This window comes from Salaquimonas pukyongi, assembly GCF_001953055.1.
GTDB classification, from domain to species: Bacteria; Pseudomonadota; Alphaproteobacteria; order Rhizobiales; family Rhizobiaceae; genus Salaquimonas; species Salaquimonas pukyongi.
In genome coordinates this window covers 293,528-307,118 of record NZ_CP019044.1, presented here as the reverse complement: position 1 = coordinate 307,118, position 13,591 = coordinate 293,528, and the positions used below count along the sequence as shown (strand labels likewise).

Genomic DNA, 13,591 nt, shown 5'->3' with positions numbered 1-13,591 from the left:
CACTTTCATTCAGCAAGGATACCATGAGCGAAAACTTCGACAATCTGAGTGAACCTGAAAAACAGGCGAGGCTGCTGTCCAAGGCCCTGCCCTACATGCAGAAATACGAAAACCACACGGTTGTGGTGAAGTATGGCGGGCATGCCATGGGGGATGCGCTTTTGGGCCAGGCCTTTGCGCGCGACATTGCACTGTTGAAACAGTCGGGCATCAACCCGATCGTCGTCCATGGCGGCGGGCCGCAAATCGGCCAGATGCTGGAAAAGATGCAGATCCAGTCGCGCTTCGAGAGCGGCTTGAGGGTTACCGATGAAAAGACGATGGAAATCGTCGAGATGGTGCTGGCGGGATCCATCAACAAGGAAATCGTCGCCATGATCAATGCCGAGGGCGAATGGGCGATCGGCCTCTGTGGCAAGGACGGTAACATGGTGTTCGCGGAAAAGGCGAAGAAGACCGTCATTGATCCGGACTCCAACATCGAAAAAATGCTCGATCTGGGGTTTGTCGGCCACGTCACTGAAGTGGATCGCACCCTGCTCGACCTGCTGGCCCGTTCGGAGATGATCCCCGTGATTGCGCCGGTGGCGCCGGGCCGGGATGGCCATACTTACAACATCAATGCCGATACCTTTGCCGGCGCGATTGCCGGGGCGCTGAGCGCCAAGCGGCTGCTGTTTTTGACCGATGTCCCCGGCGTGATGGACAAGGACAAGAACGTCCAGAAGGAACTCACGGCTACCCAGTGCAAGGCAATGATCAGGGACGGGACCATTGCCGGCGGCATGATCCCCAAGGTGGAAACCTGTATTGAGGCGATTGAAAAGGGCGTGGAGGGCGTCGTCATTCTAAACGGCAAGACGCCCCATGCAGTGCTGCTCGAACTGTTCACCGAGCACGGCGCGGGAACGCTGATTTTGCCGTCCTGAGTGTCAATACAGCCTAACCAAACCACAACAGGGCGAGTATCCCGGCGGTAACCAGAAAAACGCCCATGAGTTCGGTTGCCGTAATGCGCTCGCGAAAAACGAACCAGGACGTCGCCATGGTGAAAAGGATTTCCACCTGGGCCAGGGTCTTTACCACTGATGCCTGCTGAAGGGTCATGGCGGCAAACCAGCCGAAGGAGGCGAGCGCGCCGACAAGGCCGACCAGCGCAGAGGGCTTCCAGGCGCTTGCGATGGCGGAAAACTCCCCGGGATTGCGCCAGGCAATCCATGCAGCGAGCAGAACCGACTGCAGGGTAATCGCCACACACAGGGTCACGGCTGCCTGGATCATGTAACCCGGCCCTTCAAGGGACAGGGAAGCACCGCGATAACAGACCGCAGCAAGGCCGAAGAAGGCGCCGGAAAGCAGCCCCATTCCCGCCCCGGGTGACAGGAGGCCCGTGACAAGGGAAAGCGGCGTTACCCGGGTTTTTGCCACCGACATCAACATGACACCGGCCATGGCAATCGCGATGGCAATCAGGACGCCGGTGGTTGCAAATTCCCCCAGAAAAACGAGACCGAAAAGGGCAGCCTGTATTGGCTCGGTGCGCGAATAAGCAGAGCCAACGACGAAATTCTGGTAGGAAAAGACGGCTATCAACAGCGCCTGAGCGATGATTTGCGCCAAGGCGGCCACGGCTACCCAGGCGGCAAAGGAGGCACTAAGTGCAGGGAGCGGTTTGCCCTGCACTTGCAGCAGCAAGAACAACAGCAAGAACGCCACCGGAACACCGAAACCAAAGCGCACGAAGGTCGCGCCTGCCGTTCCCATCACGCCCTTCAGGTGCTTTTGCAGCGAGGAGCGAATGTTCTGCAGAAACGCCGCGCAAAGCGTGATCAGCACCCAGGGCTCGTAGAGTATCTCCATTTGGACAATAACCGGGAATGGGCTTCTGGCGGGTTGGTGGACGATCGGTTATAGCACCGATCATGAAAGACGCTTTCAGTAATATCACCGAGTGGGTGTTCGACCTCGACAACACGCTCTATCCCCGCCACACCGATCTGTTCAAGCAGATCGACTGGAAGATGACCGACTATGTGGCGTCATTGACGGGGCTGGCAAAAGACGAGGCACGCAAGCTGCAAAAGCAGCTTTATCGCGATCACGGCACCACCCTCAACGGGCTGATGATGGAATACAGCATCGACCCCCATGACTATCTCGCCCATGTGCATGACATCGACTATGGTGAGGTGGAGGCAAATCCGGCGCTGGGCGAACTGATCGCCTCTCTGCCCGGACGCAAACACATTTTCACCAATGGCGATGTGCGGCATGCCGAAAACACCCTGCGCGCCATTGGCATTGAGCCGGTTTTCGACAGCATGTTTGACATTGTTGCTGCCGATTTCGAGCCGAAGCCGGCACGCGGCCCCTACGAGAAATTCCTGAAGGCCCATGTGGTCCACCCGGTTGAAGCGGTCATGTTCGAGGACATGCCGCGCAATCTTGAAGTCCCCAAGGATCTGGGCATGGTAACCGTGCTCATCGTGCCGCGGTCAGGTTCGACCCACTCGGCCGAACAATGGGAACTTGCAGGCGGCGACGCGCCTCACATCGATCATGTGACCGACCACCTTGATGATTTCCTCGCGGACGTATTGGAAGCCATCGGGCCTGCCAGAAATCCTGCATGAGGCGCTTCACCTCCCTTGAAAAGGCGATAGACCAGCAGGCACACCGGCTGCTCGATGCACTGCCGGAGCGTGGCATCTACGGCGCGCTGGTTGAGTTTTTGGTGTTCGGGTTAAAGCAGGCATGGGCCTGTCTCTTTGGCGGGCTGATGCTGGCTCTGATCATCGGCACCCATCTTGCCTACCCGGACAGTGCGTGGCTGACACGCTACGATTTTCTGTTTTTGGCAGCGCTCACCATCCAGCTTGTCATGGTGTTGGGCAGGCTGGAGACCTGGGATGAAGCGAAGGTAATCCTGATTTTTCACATCGTCGGCACGGCCATGGAAATCTTCAAGACTCATGCCGGATCCTGGATTTATCCGGAAGAAAACCTGTTTCGCATCGGCGGCGTGCCGTTGTTTTCAGGCTTCATGTATGCCGCCGTCGGCAGCTATCTTGCACGCATCAGCCGCTTGTTCGACATGCGCTACACGCACTATCCAAGGCATTGGCACACGATGGTGCTTGCCATAGCGATTTACGTGAACTTTTTTGTGCATCATTTCATTTGGGATTTCCGCTGGCTGCTGTTTGCCGCAACCGCAGTGCTCTACTGGCGCTGTTTCGTTCATTACCGGGTCTTCCGCCATACCCATAAAATGCCGTTGCTGCTCGGATTCGGACTGGTCGCGCTGTTCATCTGGTTTGCGGAAAACCTAGGCACCGTCTCAAAAGCCTGGCTGTATCCCACGCAATTGCAAGGCTGGACCATGGTTTCCCCGGCCAAGCTGGGTGCTTGGTACCTGCTGATGATCATTTCCTTCGTGCTGGTGACAATCGTTCACAGGCCGAAGGAACCCGCCCAGCCCTAGGTTGTATCCAACTCAGGTTTTTGTGAAAGCTCAGTTCCAGGCAGGCAGTTCGAGGACTTCGCCCTCGAAGACGAGTGCACCGGTGCCGGCCAGCTGCTGGCCATCCTTCACCCGGGCATGCTTGCCGAAGGCGAGAACAACACAGTCACGGTTGAACGGCTGGACGCCCAGTTCAGGGGTGCAGGAAGCACGTTCACCAAAGCCGTTCCGGCGTTCGCCTTGCGAAGCGGAATGATTTTTTGGAATGTAGAACTGCGAGGCCATGCCTTGCTCCCTGTATTTAACGCCCGTGGTAACCGTTGTACCGTTGGCAGAACATTTCGGTTCCGTCCTTCCGGTAACGCATATGGCCACCGGTTGGTTGCAATTTAAGGCCTGAAAATTGTTAGGAATGTGTATTTTGTCACGAAACGTGAGTGTTTTTTATTCTCTTTTTGTTTCTGACAGTTAGCGGACTATCTTCAAAAACAAGACAATTTTAGCAGCCCTCGTATTGCCCGCCAAAGGGGCCAAATGGGACACAATAGTGGCAAGGTTACCCTTGGTTACGAAATCAGGGATTCGGCCGTTTCGCCCGATCCGGGGAAATCCGGGCAAGCTTTCCCGGTAATCCGGTGCGGCAGGCTTCGAACCGGGGAACGATCAGGCCCGGGGAAGCTCGTAGTGATTTACGATCAACTCCCAGCCTTCCTTTGCGGTATCGACGAAATGGAACAGATCGAGGTCTCCAGGAGAAATGGTGCCCTGGCGTGCAAGCTCGTCGAAATGGATGATCGAGGTCCAAAATGATTTGCCGAACAGCAAAAAGGGCACCGGATCCATGCGCTTGGTCTGGATCAGGGTCAGCGCCTCGAACATTTCATCCATGGTTCCAAACCCGCCGGGGAAGACGGCAATCGCCTTGGCGCGCATCAGGAAATGCATCTTGCGGATCGCAAAATAGTGGAAGTTGAAGCACAGATCGGGGGTGACGTATTCATTGGGTGCCTGCTCGTGGGGCAACACAATGTTGAGTCCGATCGAGGGTGCACCCACATCATCGGCGCCGCGCGAGCCTGCCTCCATCACGCCGGGCCCGCCGCCGGTACACACCACCATTTCCTTGTTGTAGGTTTTTGCTGAATAGAGCGAGGCCAGGCGGGCAAACTCCCGCGCTTCAACATAATATTGGGCATTGGCCTCCAGGTTTTTCTTCTGAACCTCATTCTTGGCCGCCCAAGCTTCCTTGCCGGGTTCGGGAATGCGCGCACCGCCGAACAGGACCACGGTCGAATCCACGCCGCGCTCGGAAAGGATCATTTCAGGTTTCAGCAATTCAAGCTGCAGGCGGACAGGGCGTAGCTCCTCACGGCAAAGAAAATCCTTGTCATCAAAGGCAAGACGGTAGGCCGGGGCACGGGTCTGCGGCGTATCGGGAACCTTGTGGGATTTCTCGACATCTTCCGGTGAAGGGACCAGCGGCCCGCGATGCATCTTTCGGGTGGATTGACTCATTTTGATCCTGTCATTGTTGCCGAAGCGCCAAACGTTGACGGCGCAAGCCCAGTCGATGTCGTTTTGCAGGCTCCGGCGGCTGGTTTATCGGGTACATAAGGTCATTGTCGAAACATTTTCCGGTCCGCAACCCGCTTGATTGACCCTTCGGCAGAGTTCGCATAGCTTCGCCGCGAATTCAAACCGATCCGGTTCACGTCACAGTGAAATCAGGACGGCGAATCTGTGCAGCAAAGCCGCAGGAATCTACCGAAGCAGGAGTTAAGAAATGTCCCAATCCGCCACCGCGGCTGATCATTCCGCTCTGGAAAGCATCATTGAGAAGGCCTTTGAGGAACGCGACGCGATTACCATCAGCACCACCGGCGAGGTGCGCGAAGCGGTCGAGGAAGCGCTCAACCTGCTCGACAGCGGCCAGGCGCGGGTTGCCTCGCGGGCCGGGGACGGTGCCTGGACGGTGCATCAATGGTTGAAAAAGGCGGTGCTTTTGTCCTTCCGTCTCAACGATATGGAAGTCATCCCCGGCGGCAATGGCAACGCCACCTGGTGGGACAAGGTACCGTCAAAATTCGAAGGCTGGGGGGAAAACCAGTTTCGCGCAGCCGGTTTCCGCGCCGTGCCGGGCTCGATCGTGCGCCGGTCTGCCTATATCGCCAAGGGTGTGGTGTTGATGCCTTCCTTCGTCAATCTCGGGGCCTATGTGGACGAGGGCTCCATGGTGGATGGCTGGGCGACAGTCGGCTCGTGTGCCCAGATCGGCAAGAATGTGCATCTTTCCGGCGGTGTCGGCATTGGCGGTGTGCTTGAGCCCATGCAGGCCGGGCCGACCATTATCGAGGACAACTGCTTCATCGGGGCACGTTCTGAAGTGGTCGAGGGCTGCATCGTGCGCGAGGGCTCGGTGCTCGGCATGGGTGTTTATATCGGCAAGTCGACGAAGATCGTGAACCGGGCAACCGGCGAAGTCCTGTATGGCGAAGTGCCGCCCTACTCGGTGGTGGTGGCCGGTGCGATGCCAGGCAAGGCGCTGCCCAATGGCGATGCCGGCCCGTCGCTTTACTGTGCGGTGATCGTCAAGACCGTCGATGAGCAGACCCGCTCGAAAACCGGCATCAACGAGTTGCTGCGGGACTGAACCGGCCCAATGTTGCCTGCAACGTAAAACCCCCGGACGAAAGAACATCCGGGGGTTAATTGGCATTCCTCTCGCATCGGAGAGAGAGAAAGCTGCGAGAGGCAATCCCACTTTGTCTACACCGGAGGCTTTGGCGGGTGAAGCAGTCTGCGCTTCTGCCGGCAAAGCTTCCCTGGGTGTTGCGAACCCGAACTTTTCCGTCCGTTTGGGGCGTTATCCGGCCAGTCCGGTCCGGGTCCGCAATGGGGGTGCCGTGCTACCGCGGGTCTTCAAGTCCCGCGGCAGGGCAGCTGTTCTTACTGGCAGATGGTCTGATAGCCGACGACCTGGCCGTAGGCGTTGCGGACCGGATACTGGCCGCAAACCGGCTGCTGCTGGACAACAATCGTCTGGGGGCGCGGCTGGAAGATGGCGCCTGCGATGCCCAGGCCAACACCGAAGCCGAGGCCTTTAACGAAGGGCTTCTGCCAGGCGGGCGGGCCGGCATAGGCAGGTGCTGCGGCAACCGCAAGGGTGGATGCGGCGGCGATGGCGACGATGGTTTTCTTGAAAGTGTTCATGACTCTCTCCTGTTGTTTTCGTTCCGGTTTCATCTTGGCGGTTCTGCTTCCGCCTTCGATGACTGCAATCTAGCTTTGGCGGTGGCCTGATGATGTGCATTCCGTCACAAGGCTTGTTTTTTCCCTATTTTTCAACAGGTTGAATTGATCGTCCCGTTTTGCGCCACGGTTTTCACTCCGGTTCGGTCCTGCTATGTTGTCCTGTAAACACAAACCATTCAGTGTTACGGCCATCCAGGGTTACGGGGAGGTTTCATGGCGGCGCAAAAGCGCAAACCGGGTTATGCGCCGGAAGACAAACGGGATGACGCCCCCGGTCTGTTATGGCTGTTTTTCGGCTTCTCCGGCCGTATCGCCCGGCAGTCCTACACCCTATCCATCCTGTTCCAGATCATCCTGTTCTGTTTGAGTGTTTACTGGGCGGTGGTTGCCGGAGAAGACCAGGCAAGGCTGACCTTTGCGGGCTTCGCCTTTATGGCGGTGGGCTTTTTCAATCTGTGGAGCAGCCTTGCCCTCAGCGTAAAGCGCCTCAACGACGTCAACCTGCCCTGGCCGCTGGCCATACTGCTCTTTGTGCCGGGCATCAACGTGTTGCTGATCCTGTTCCTTGCCCTGCGCAAAAGCCATCCGCAGACAAACCACCATGGCCCGCCACCATTTGGTGAACCTGATGATATCTCCCGCGATCCACCTTCGCAAAGCAGCCGTTTCGGGCGATAGCCATGTTGGCCACGCTGCTTTGTACTTTTCATTTTACAGCAAATAAGGCAGTGAAGCGGCATGAACGATTACACCGGTTTTCCTGCCGCCGCCCGGCATCTTGCCGCCATGATCCGCTGTCCTTCGGTGACTCCCGACACGGCGGGAACGCTCGATTATCTTGAAAAGGTTCTGGCGCCGCTGGGCTTTAACTGCCAGCGCGTCACTTTCAGCGAGGCCGGCACTGCGGATGTGGACAACCTGTATGCCCGTCTTGGCTCCGGCAGTCCCCACCTCATGTTTGCCGGCCACACCGATGTGGTGCCGGCGGGTGAAGAAGCTGCCTGGGCTTTGCCGCCCTTTGGCGCGGAGGTAAAGGACGGGGTGATGTATGGCCGCGGAGCGGTCGACATGAAAGGCGGCATTGCCTGTTTCATCGCGGCGGTGGAAGCATATCTGGAAAAACACGGAAAGCCTGACGGCTCGGTCTCGTTTCTGATTACCGGCGACGAGGAAGGCCCTTCGGTCAACGGTACCGACAAGCTGCTGCAATGGGCCGCCGGAAAAGGCGAGCGCTGGGACGCATCCATTGTCGGCGAGCCCTCCAATCCCGAGGCCATTGGTGACATGATCAAGAATGGCCGCCGCGGTTCTCTTTCCGGCCGCATCACCGTGCATGGCGTGCAGGGACATTCTGCCTATCCCCACCTTGCCGACAACCCCGTGCGCGGCCTGATGGATCTTCTCGACGCGCTGCTGGCAACACCATTCGATGAGGAGACCGATCACTTCCAGCCAACCAATATGGAAGTGACAACGGTGGATGTGGGCAATCCCGCCGTCAACGTGATCCCCGCAGATGCAACAGCCGGTTTCAACATCCGCTTCAACGACACATGGGACGGCGACAGCCTGAAGGCCGAAATCCTGTCACGGCTTGAAAAGGGGGCGAAAGCTTCCCGCATCCGCCATGGCAAGGACGCACCCGTCAACTATTCGGTCGACTGGGTGGGGCGGGTAAGCCCGGTGTTCCTGACCCGTGAAACGGAATTGGTCGGCAAGCTTTCCGCCGCCATCGCGGATGTTACCGGCAGGACGCCGGAACTTTCCACCGGCGGCGGCACCTCGGATGCCCGTTTCATCAAGGACTATTGCCCCGTGGTGGAATTCGGCCTGATCGGCCAGACCATGCACCAGGTGGACGAGCGCATTGCGCTTTCTGATCTCGATACACTCACCGCCGTTTATCTCAGATTTCTCGAAGGCTGGTTTTCCGGCCATTGAGGGGAGAAACCCATGTCCCACATCGAAACCCTTGAAGAACTTCAGGCACTCTATGGCGAACCCGGCCAGGCTTCGCTGGTAAAGGAAACTGCGGAAGTGATCCCGCAATACCGCGCCTTCATCGAGGCATCCCCATTCTGCACAATCGCAACCATGGGCGATGCGCGCGATGGCGGCATGCTGGATTGTTCTCCGCGCGGCGACCTGCCTGGCTTCGTACGGGTTCATGACGAGCGCACGTTGATGATGCCGGACCGCAAGGGCAACAACCGCACCGACACGTTGCGCAATGTGGTGGCGGACCCGCGTGTTGCATTGTGCTTTCTGGTGCCGGGCTCTCTCAATGCCTTGCGCGTCAACGGCGAAGCGCATCTTTCCGCTGATTCTGAACTGCTTTCCTCCTTTGCGGTGGAGGGCAAGGCGCCGCGCTCGGTGATGATCATCCGCACCCGTTCGGTTTATTTCCAGTGTGGCCGGGCTGTGGTGCGCTCAAAGCTCTGGGACAGGGATGTGCAAGTCGATCCGGCCAATCTGCCGACACCCGGCGAAGTGCTTGCCCATGTCAGTGACAATGAGGTGGGCGGCCCGGACTACGATGCGGAATGGAGCGGAAGGGCTCTGAAGACGCTTTGGTAGATCATGGCCAGCGGACCGTGTTGCAAGCCGTAAACTGCTAAAAGACGACGTTCAGCATAATCAGCGAAACGACCAGGAACAGGATGGTCATGATGCCGCCGGACTTGATGAAGTCGGTGACCTTGTACCCTGCCGGCCCCATGATCAGCGCGTTTACCTGATGGGTTGGAATGATGAAGGAATTGGACGTCGAGATTGCCACTGTCATGGCAAAAACTGCCGGATCGGCCCCAACTGCAACGGCAATCGACACGGCAAGCGGAACGAGAAGCACCGTCGCGCCGACATTGGACATCACCAGCGAAAACACCGTTGCCAGGATTGCCACGCCTGCCTGAAGCGCCCATGCCGGCCAGCCATGCAGAACAAAGAGAATTTGTTGCGCGATCCATTCCGCCGTGCCGGTGTTCTGTACCGCCTGGCCAAGCGGAATGAGGCTGGCGAGCAGAAAAACCGTGTTCCAGCCGACCGCCCGGTAAGCCTCCTCGATGTTGAGCACCCTTGTCAGGATCATGCCAACCGCACCTGTGAGTAGGCACAGGGACAGCCGCACATCGGTAAACAGGATGAGGGACAAGGATACGACAAAGAAAAACACCGCCCAGCCCACCTTGTGGGGCCGCAGTTCATCCTGCGGAAAATCCGCTGTCACGACGACGAAATCGCGATCGCGTTTCAGGCGCATCAGATTGTCCCAGCGGGTGTGGGCAACCAGCATGTCCCCTGCCTGAAAAGCCACCAGCCCGATCTGCGTTGGCTCGTGTTCTTCCGTTTTTACATGGCTGAGCGTTTCCTCGCCGCGATGAATTGCAAGCAGGCTCAATCCATAGGTCTTGCGCAGCAGCAGGTCGCGGGGGCTTTTGCCAATGAGTTTTGAATCGGGCGGGATGACCAGTTCGGCAATGCCGGCATTGGTCGGCGCGAATTCTTCGGCGAAGACATCCAGTTCCGGCCGCATTGTGAGGCCGAACCGGTCAGCGAATTGTTCCACCTCGGATTTGCCGCCAATGATTGCCAGACGACAGGGTGCGGCAATCTCGGCCGTCAATATCTGAATCATCGACGCCTTGCCGCGGTAGAAGGTCGAAATGATGTATAGATTGTTCTCGTTGTTGATGTCGGCGAGAATCTGCCCGACCAGCGGGCTGTCCTCCGGAACATCGACCTCGAACACATTGGCATGCAGACCATAAACGCGCTGCAGATATTCAGCGGTGCCACGCCCGGTCGTGACCTCCGACGCACCGGAAGACCCAGGCAGCACCCAGCGGCCGAGCAGAAGAAAATACAATATGCCTGTGGCGATCAGTGCGGCGCCGATGGGTGCGACGGAAAACAGGCTGAAGGGCGCCATTTTCTGGCCGTCGGGCAGGCTGGTGTTGGCCGTCAAAACAAGATCGTTGAGGAGGATGAGGGGCGAAGACCCCACCATGGTCATCGTGCCACCCAGGATGGCGCAGAAGCCCATTGGCATCAGCAAGCGGCTGAGGGGGATGCCGGAGCGGGTCGAAATCCGGCTTACCACCGGCAGAAAGAGTGCTGCCGCACCGACATTCTGCAGGAAGCTGGAAATCACGCCGACAGTACCCGATACAATCGGGAGCACGCGGCCCTCGGTCGTTCCTCCATATTTGAGAATGGCAGCCGCGACCTTGTTCATGATGCCGGTGCGGTCGAGCCCCGCTCCCACAATCATGACGGCTATGATGGAGATGACCGCGTTCGAGGCAAAACCGTCAAACAGGTGTGTGACATCGGCCAGCCGCTCGAGGCCCGGCAGGTAGGAGAATATGCCGACCAGAACCAGAACCAGCAATGCCGCCAGATCAATGCGAATGATTTCGGAGACAAACAGGAACACCGTGAAGGCCAGCAGGCCGATCACGACGCCCATTTCCATGGTAAAACCAATCGGTTCCAGCTGGTTACCTCCCCCGAATGCCCTTCCAGGGATGATCTTGCACCTGTCCGGCAGGCCGCTGCAAGGGTCAGGGCAACAAGATTCTACGCCCAGTCTGCGGACTGGCTACTGCACCACGGCACTGTCCGGAAGTTTGACTGTCGAAATCGACATCTTTGCGGAACCCTGACTGACCTCCCGCGAATGGGCCAGATAGACCAGCATGTTGCGCTCGCGATCATACAACCTCTTGACCACCAGCTTCTTCCATATCAAAGACCGCCCGCTCTTGAAGATTTCCTCACCATTGCTGTCCTGCTCGATTTCGCCCACTTCGATGGGGCCGGACTGCCGGCATTCAATGGCGGAATTCGACGGGTCCTCGAACCAGTTGCCCTGCTGCAGACGGTCGATGATACCACGCTCGAAATAGGCAAGGTGGCAGGTAACCCCCTTCACGTCTGGGTCATCCACCGCCTCAACGACAATATCGTTGCCGAGCCAGTCGACGCCGATCTTGCCGATCTCGTCGGCAGCGGCTGATGCCTGATGCAACATGAAGCCTGCTCCGGCGACCGCCGACAGCGCTGCAATACGTAACGTGTTAGCCAAGATTTGTTCCTTCCGGTAATTGCAATATCAACAAGCCAAACGCCCCTGGGCGAAAAACGTTCAATGCCGAAGGCGCCAGCATCAACCTGCAGGTGGCAGAGGGCAAATCGGTCTAAAGATACCCAGGGCGTGTATTGTCTCTTCCTATAGTCCAGTGACATTATGCTCTGCACGACAAACACGGAATACCGATGACCCTTACCAGTTCCTTCGCATTATTTTTTATCATGTGTGCGCTCGCCGCGCTTCCCAGTTCCAGCGTGGCGCTGGTGGTGGCCCGTTCGGCAATCTACGATGTGAAAAACGGATTGGCGGCGGCAGCGGGCATCGTGGCCGGCGACCTGATTTTCATGACCATGGCAATTTTGAGCATGACGGCCCTTGCCAGTCAGCTCGGCGCACTGTTCGCCATCATCAAGTATCTGGCGGCAGCTTATCTGATCTGGTTCGGCATCGGTCTGATTCGCAGCCAGCTGGGAAAACAACCTTCCGCACCCGCAACACAAATCGAGGCCGGCGGAAAGCAGGCATCAGGAAGCGGTACGCTGGCGGCCAGCTTCGGGGCGGGGCTGTTGCTGACGCTGGGCGATGTGAAGGCCATCTTCTTTTATGCGAGCCTGCTGCCGACCTTTCTCGATCTTGCCAGTCTGACCGCCGTCGATATCGCCATCATTTCGACCATCACCATTGTATCGGTCGGCCTTGTGAAAGCCGTCTATGCGGCCGCAGCAAACCGGATATCGGCGGCTTCAAAGGGCTTTTCCCGCGAGCGGGAGGCCAAGCTCCTGACCGGCGGCTTTTTCGTGTGCATTGGCGGCTATCTGGCAGTCAAAGGCTGACACCCGGCCTGCTGATCTTCAGACTTTCCGACTATGGCCCCTTTTAGCAGCGGGAAATTCACCCTGCTTGACATGCAACCATTTGGTTGCATAATGACTGCATGAGTGATTTGTTTCAGGCGCTAGCCGATCCCACCCGTCGCCGGTTGCTGGACTGTCTTTACGAAAAGCGCGGTCAAACGCTGAATGAGTTGTCGGCGGGCGCGTCCATGTCACGGCAGGGCATTGCCAAGCATCTGGCCATACTGGAGCGCGCCAATCTTGTTACCACCCAGTGGGACGGCCGCTGCAAGCGTCATTTCCTCAACCCGGTGCCGATTTCCGAGATCGTGCATCGCTGGGTCGGCAAGTTCGAGGATGCGCGTCTTGAAGCGCTGGCCGATCTCAAAACCCAATGCGAAACCGATCTTCAGAACAGGAAACACAAACGCCATGGCTGAACACACAAGCTCCGATTTTGAAACCCGGGCCTCAACCGGCAAAACCTGCGCCCCGGATTTCGTCTATGTGATATTTATCCGTGCTGATGTGGACACGGTCTGGAATGCCCTGATCGATGGCGAGTTCACACGGCGCTATTGGGGCCATGAAAACGTTTCAAGTTGGAAGAAAGGCGCGCCCTGGGAGCACATACGCGCGGACGGCAGCGGCAAGGTGGATACAAAAGGCCACGTTATCGAAATGAACCCGCCGGCCAGAATGGTGTGGAGCTGGGCCTTCGAATCCGAAGCGGGAGATCCAGCAAAGCGCTCGCTCGTCACCTATGAGTTGGAGGCCCTCGGCCCCGACACGCGGCTGACCGTAACCCACAGCGAACTGGAACCGGGCTCCAACATGGACAAGGGCGTGCGCGAAGGCTGGCCGGCAGTGCTGTCGAACATGAAATCGCTGCTGGAAGCCGGCACTGTGCTGCGTGAAGACCAGTGGCCAAAGTCGGCCAATGGCTAG

At 57.9% G+C, this 13,591-nt stretch carries 16 protein-coding genes; 10 read left to right on the top strand and 6 right to left on the bottom strand.

The genetic code is table 11. From position 1 onward, the window contains the following. Positions 1-23 precede the first annotated feature (23 nt). Positions 24-929: an acetylglutamate kinase gene (gene argB / locus BVL55_RS01610; protein ID WP_075995440.1), complete on the top strand. Its 906-nt coding sequence runs from the start codon at positions 24-26 to the stop codon at positions 927-929. A gap of 13 nt (positions 930-942) precedes the next feature. Here argB and BVL55_RS01605 read toward each other — a convergent pair whose 3' ends face one another. Beyond that, positions 943-1,860 carry an EamA family transporter gene (locus BVL55_RS01605; protein ID WP_075995439.1) on the bottom strand — a complete coding sequence of 306 codons (918 nt, stop codon included), beginning with the start codon at positions 1,858-1,860 and terminating at the stop codon, positions 943-945. A gap of 62 nt (positions 1,861-1,922) precedes the next feature. Here BVL55_RS01605 and BVL55_RS01600 point away from each other — a divergent pair, with 62 nt between their 5' ends. Together BVL55_RS01600 and BVL55_RS01595 are read left to right on the top strand one after the other, a co-directional pair. Continuing rightward, entirely contained in the window at positions 1,923-2,633 is a 711-nt protein-coding gene (locus BVL55_RS01600; RefSeq protein ID WP_075995438.1) for a pyrimidine 5'-nucleotidase, read from the top strand. Further along, entirely contained in the window at positions 2,630-3,484 is an 855-nt protein-coding gene (locus BVL55_RS01595; RefSeq protein ID WP_075995437.1) for a DUF817 domain-containing protein, read from the top strand. The genes BVL55_RS01600 and BVL55_RS01595 overlap by 4 nt, the downstream gene beginning before the upstream one ends. A gap of 30 nt (positions 3,485-3,514) precedes the next feature. Here BVL55_RS01595 and BVL55_RS01590 read toward each other — a convergent pair whose 3' ends face one another. After that, the gene (locus BVL55_RS01590; RefSeq protein ID WP_075995436.1) at positions 3,515-3,748 is read right to left on the bottom strand and encodes a hypothetical protein; all 234 of its coding nucleotides are present in this window, start codon (positions 3,746-3,748) and stop codon (positions 3,515-3,517) included. A gap of 378 nt (positions 3,749-4,126) precedes the next feature. Then, positions 4,127-4,957 carry an LOG family protein gene (locus tag BVL55_RS01585; protein ID WP_075995435.1) on the bottom strand — a complete coding sequence of 277 codons (831 nt, stop codon included), beginning with the start codon at positions 4,955-4,957 and terminating at the stop codon, positions 4,127-4,129. A gap of 289 nt (positions 4,958-5,246) precedes the next feature. Between BVL55_RS01585 and dapD the strand changes: the two genes are divergently transcribed. After that, positions 5,247-6,113 (top strand): 2,3,4,5-tetrahydropyridine-2,6-dicarboxylate N-succinyltransferase, encoded by an 867-nt coding sequence (dapD, locus tag BVL55_RS01580; RefSeq protein WP_075995434.1) that lies wholly within the window; start codon positions 5,247-5,249, stop codon positions 6,111-6,113. Positions 6,114-6,409: 296 nt separating this feature from the next. Here the strand turns inward: dapD and BVL55_RS01575 are convergent, their stop codons facing one another. Further along, a complete protein-coding gene (locus BVL55_RS01575) occupies positions 6,410-6,673 on the bottom strand; it encodes a hypothetical protein (RefSeq protein WP_075995433.1) in 264 nt (87 codons plus the stop codon). A gap of 255 nt (positions 6,674-6,928) precedes the next feature. Here BVL55_RS01575 and BVL55_RS01570 point away from each other — a divergent pair, with 255 nt between their 5' ends. From BVL55_RS01570 to BVL55_RS01560, 3 genes are read left to right on the top strand one after another with little or no spacing between them, the layout of a single operon-like run. Further along, a complete protein-coding gene (locus BVL55_RS01570; RefSeq protein ID WP_075995432.1) occupies positions 6,929-7,393 on the top strand; it encodes a DUF805 domain-containing protein in 465 nt (154 codons plus the stop codon). 60 nt (positions 7,394-7,453) lie between these two features. Next, positions 7,454-8,656: a succinyl-diaminopimelate desuccinylase gene (gene dapE / locus BVL55_RS01565; protein WP_075995431.1), complete on the top strand. Its 1,203-nt coding sequence runs from the start codon at positions 7,454-7,456 to the stop codon at positions 8,654-8,656. A gap of 12 nt (positions 8,657-8,668) precedes the next feature. Next, complete coding sequence (locus BVL55_RS01560) at positions 8,669-9,292, top strand: pyridoxamine 5'-phosphate oxidase family protein (protein ID WP_075995430.1); 624 nt, start codon at positions 8,669-8,671, stop codon at positions 9,290-9,292. Positions 9,293-9,329: 37 nt separating this feature from the next. Here the strand turns inward: BVL55_RS01560 and BVL55_RS01555 are convergent, their stop codons facing one another. Together BVL55_RS01555 and BVL55_RS01550 are read right to left on the bottom strand one after the other, a co-directional pair. Beyond that, complete coding sequence (locus BVL55_RS01555) at positions 9,330-11,192, bottom strand: SLC13 family permease (RefSeq protein ID WP_162841425.1); 1,863 nt, start codon at positions 11,190-11,192, stop codon at positions 9,330-9,332. A 126-nt stretch (positions 11,193-11,318) separates the two neighbouring features. Then, entirely contained in the window at positions 11,319-11,750 is a 432-nt protein-coding gene (locus BVL55_RS01550; RefSeq protein WP_075995428.1) for a CreA family protein, read from the bottom strand. A gap of 245 nt (positions 11,751-11,995) precedes the next feature. On the opposite strand from BVL55_RS01550, the gene BVL55_RS01545 reads away from it, so the two are divergent. The 3 genes from BVL55_RS01545 to BVL55_RS01535 all read left to right on the top strand — a co-directional run bounded on the left by BVL55_RS01545 (position 11,996) and on the right by BVL55_RS01535 (position 13,591). Next, a complete protein-coding gene (locus BVL55_RS01545) occupies positions 11,996-12,643 on the top strand; it encodes a LysE family translocator (RefSeq protein WP_075995427.1) in 648 nt (215 codons plus the stop codon). A 101-nt stretch (positions 12,644-12,744) separates the two neighbouring features. Beyond that, positions 12,745-13,083: an ArsR/SmtB family transcription factor gene (locus BVL55_RS01540; protein ID WP_075995426.1), complete on the top strand. Its 339-nt coding sequence runs from the start codon at positions 12,745-12,747 to the stop codon at positions 13,081-13,083. Beyond that, positions 13,076-13,591: an SRPBCC family protein gene (locus BVL55_RS01535; RefSeq protein WP_083649304.1), complete on the top strand. Its 516-nt coding sequence runs from the start codon at positions 13,076-13,078 to the stop codon at positions 13,589-13,591. The genes BVL55_RS01540 and BVL55_RS01535 overlap by 8 nt, the downstream gene beginning before the upstream one ends.

Excerpts from the sequence above, each read along its gene's own strand:
- BVL55_RS01605 (WP_075995439.1), bottom strand. The coding sequence starts at position 1,860 with ATGGAGATACTCTACGAGCCCTGGGTGCTGATCACGCTTTGCGCGGCG.
- BVL55_RS01545 (WP_075995427.1), top strand. The coding sequence starts at position 11,996 with ATGACCCTTACCAGTTCCTTCGCATTATTTTTTATCATGTGTGCGCTC.
- BVL55_RS01560 (WP_075995430.1), top strand. The coding sequence starts at position 8,669 with ATGTCCCACATCGAAACCCTTGAAGAACTTCAGGCACTCTATGGCGAA.
- BVL55_RS01575 (WP_075995433.1), bottom strand. The coding sequence starts at position 6,673 with ATGAACACTTTCAAGAAAACCATCGTCGCCATCGCCGCCGCATCCACC.
- BVL55_RS01590 (WP_075995436.1), bottom strand. The coding sequence starts at position 3,748 with ATGGCCTCGCAGTTCTACATTCCAAAAAATCATTCCGCTTCGCAAGGC.
- argB (WP_075995440.1), top strand. The coding sequence starts at position 24 with ATGAGCGAAAACTTCGACAATCTGAGTGAACCTGAAAAACAGGCGAGG.
- BVL55_RS01570 (WP_075995432.1), top strand. The coding sequence starts at position 6,929 with ATGGCGGCGCAAAAGCGCAAACCGGGTTATGCGCCGGAAGACAAACGG.
- dapD (WP_075995434.1), top strand. The coding sequence starts at position 5,247 with ATGTCCCAATCCGCCACCGCGGCTGATCATTCCGCTCTGGAAAGCATC.
- dapE (WP_075995431.1), top strand. The coding sequence starts at position 7,454 with ATGAACGATTACACCGGTTTTCCTGCCGCCGCCCGGCATCTTGCCGCC.
- BVL55_RS01535 (WP_083649304.1), top strand. The coding sequence starts at position 13,076 with ATGGCTGAACACACAAGCTCCGATTTTGAAACCCGGGCCTCAACCGGC.
- BVL55_RS01595 (WP_075995437.1), top strand. The coding sequence starts at position 2,630 with ATGAGGCGCTTCACCTCCCTTGAAAAGGCGATAGACCAGCAGGCACAC.
- BVL55_RS01550 (WP_075995428.1), bottom strand. The coding sequence starts at position 11,750 with ATGTTGCATCAGGCATCAGCCGCTGCCGACGAGATCGGCAAGATCGGC.
- BVL55_RS01540 (WP_075995426.1), top strand. The coding sequence starts at position 12,745 with ATGAGTGATTTGTTTCAGGCGCTAGCCGATCCCACCCGTCGCCGGTTG.
- BVL55_RS01585 (WP_075995435.1), bottom strand. The coding sequence starts at position 4,957 with ATGCATCGCGGGCCGCTGGTCCCTTCACCGGAAGATGTCGAGAAATCC.
- BVL55_RS01555 (WP_162841425.1), bottom strand. The coding sequence starts at position 11,192 with ATGGAAATGGGCGTCGTGATCGGCCTGCTGGCCTTCACGGTGTTCCTG.
- BVL55_RS01600 (WP_075995438.1), top strand. The coding sequence starts at position 1,923 with ATGAAAGACGCTTTCAGTAATATCACCGAGTGGGTGTTCGACCTCGAC.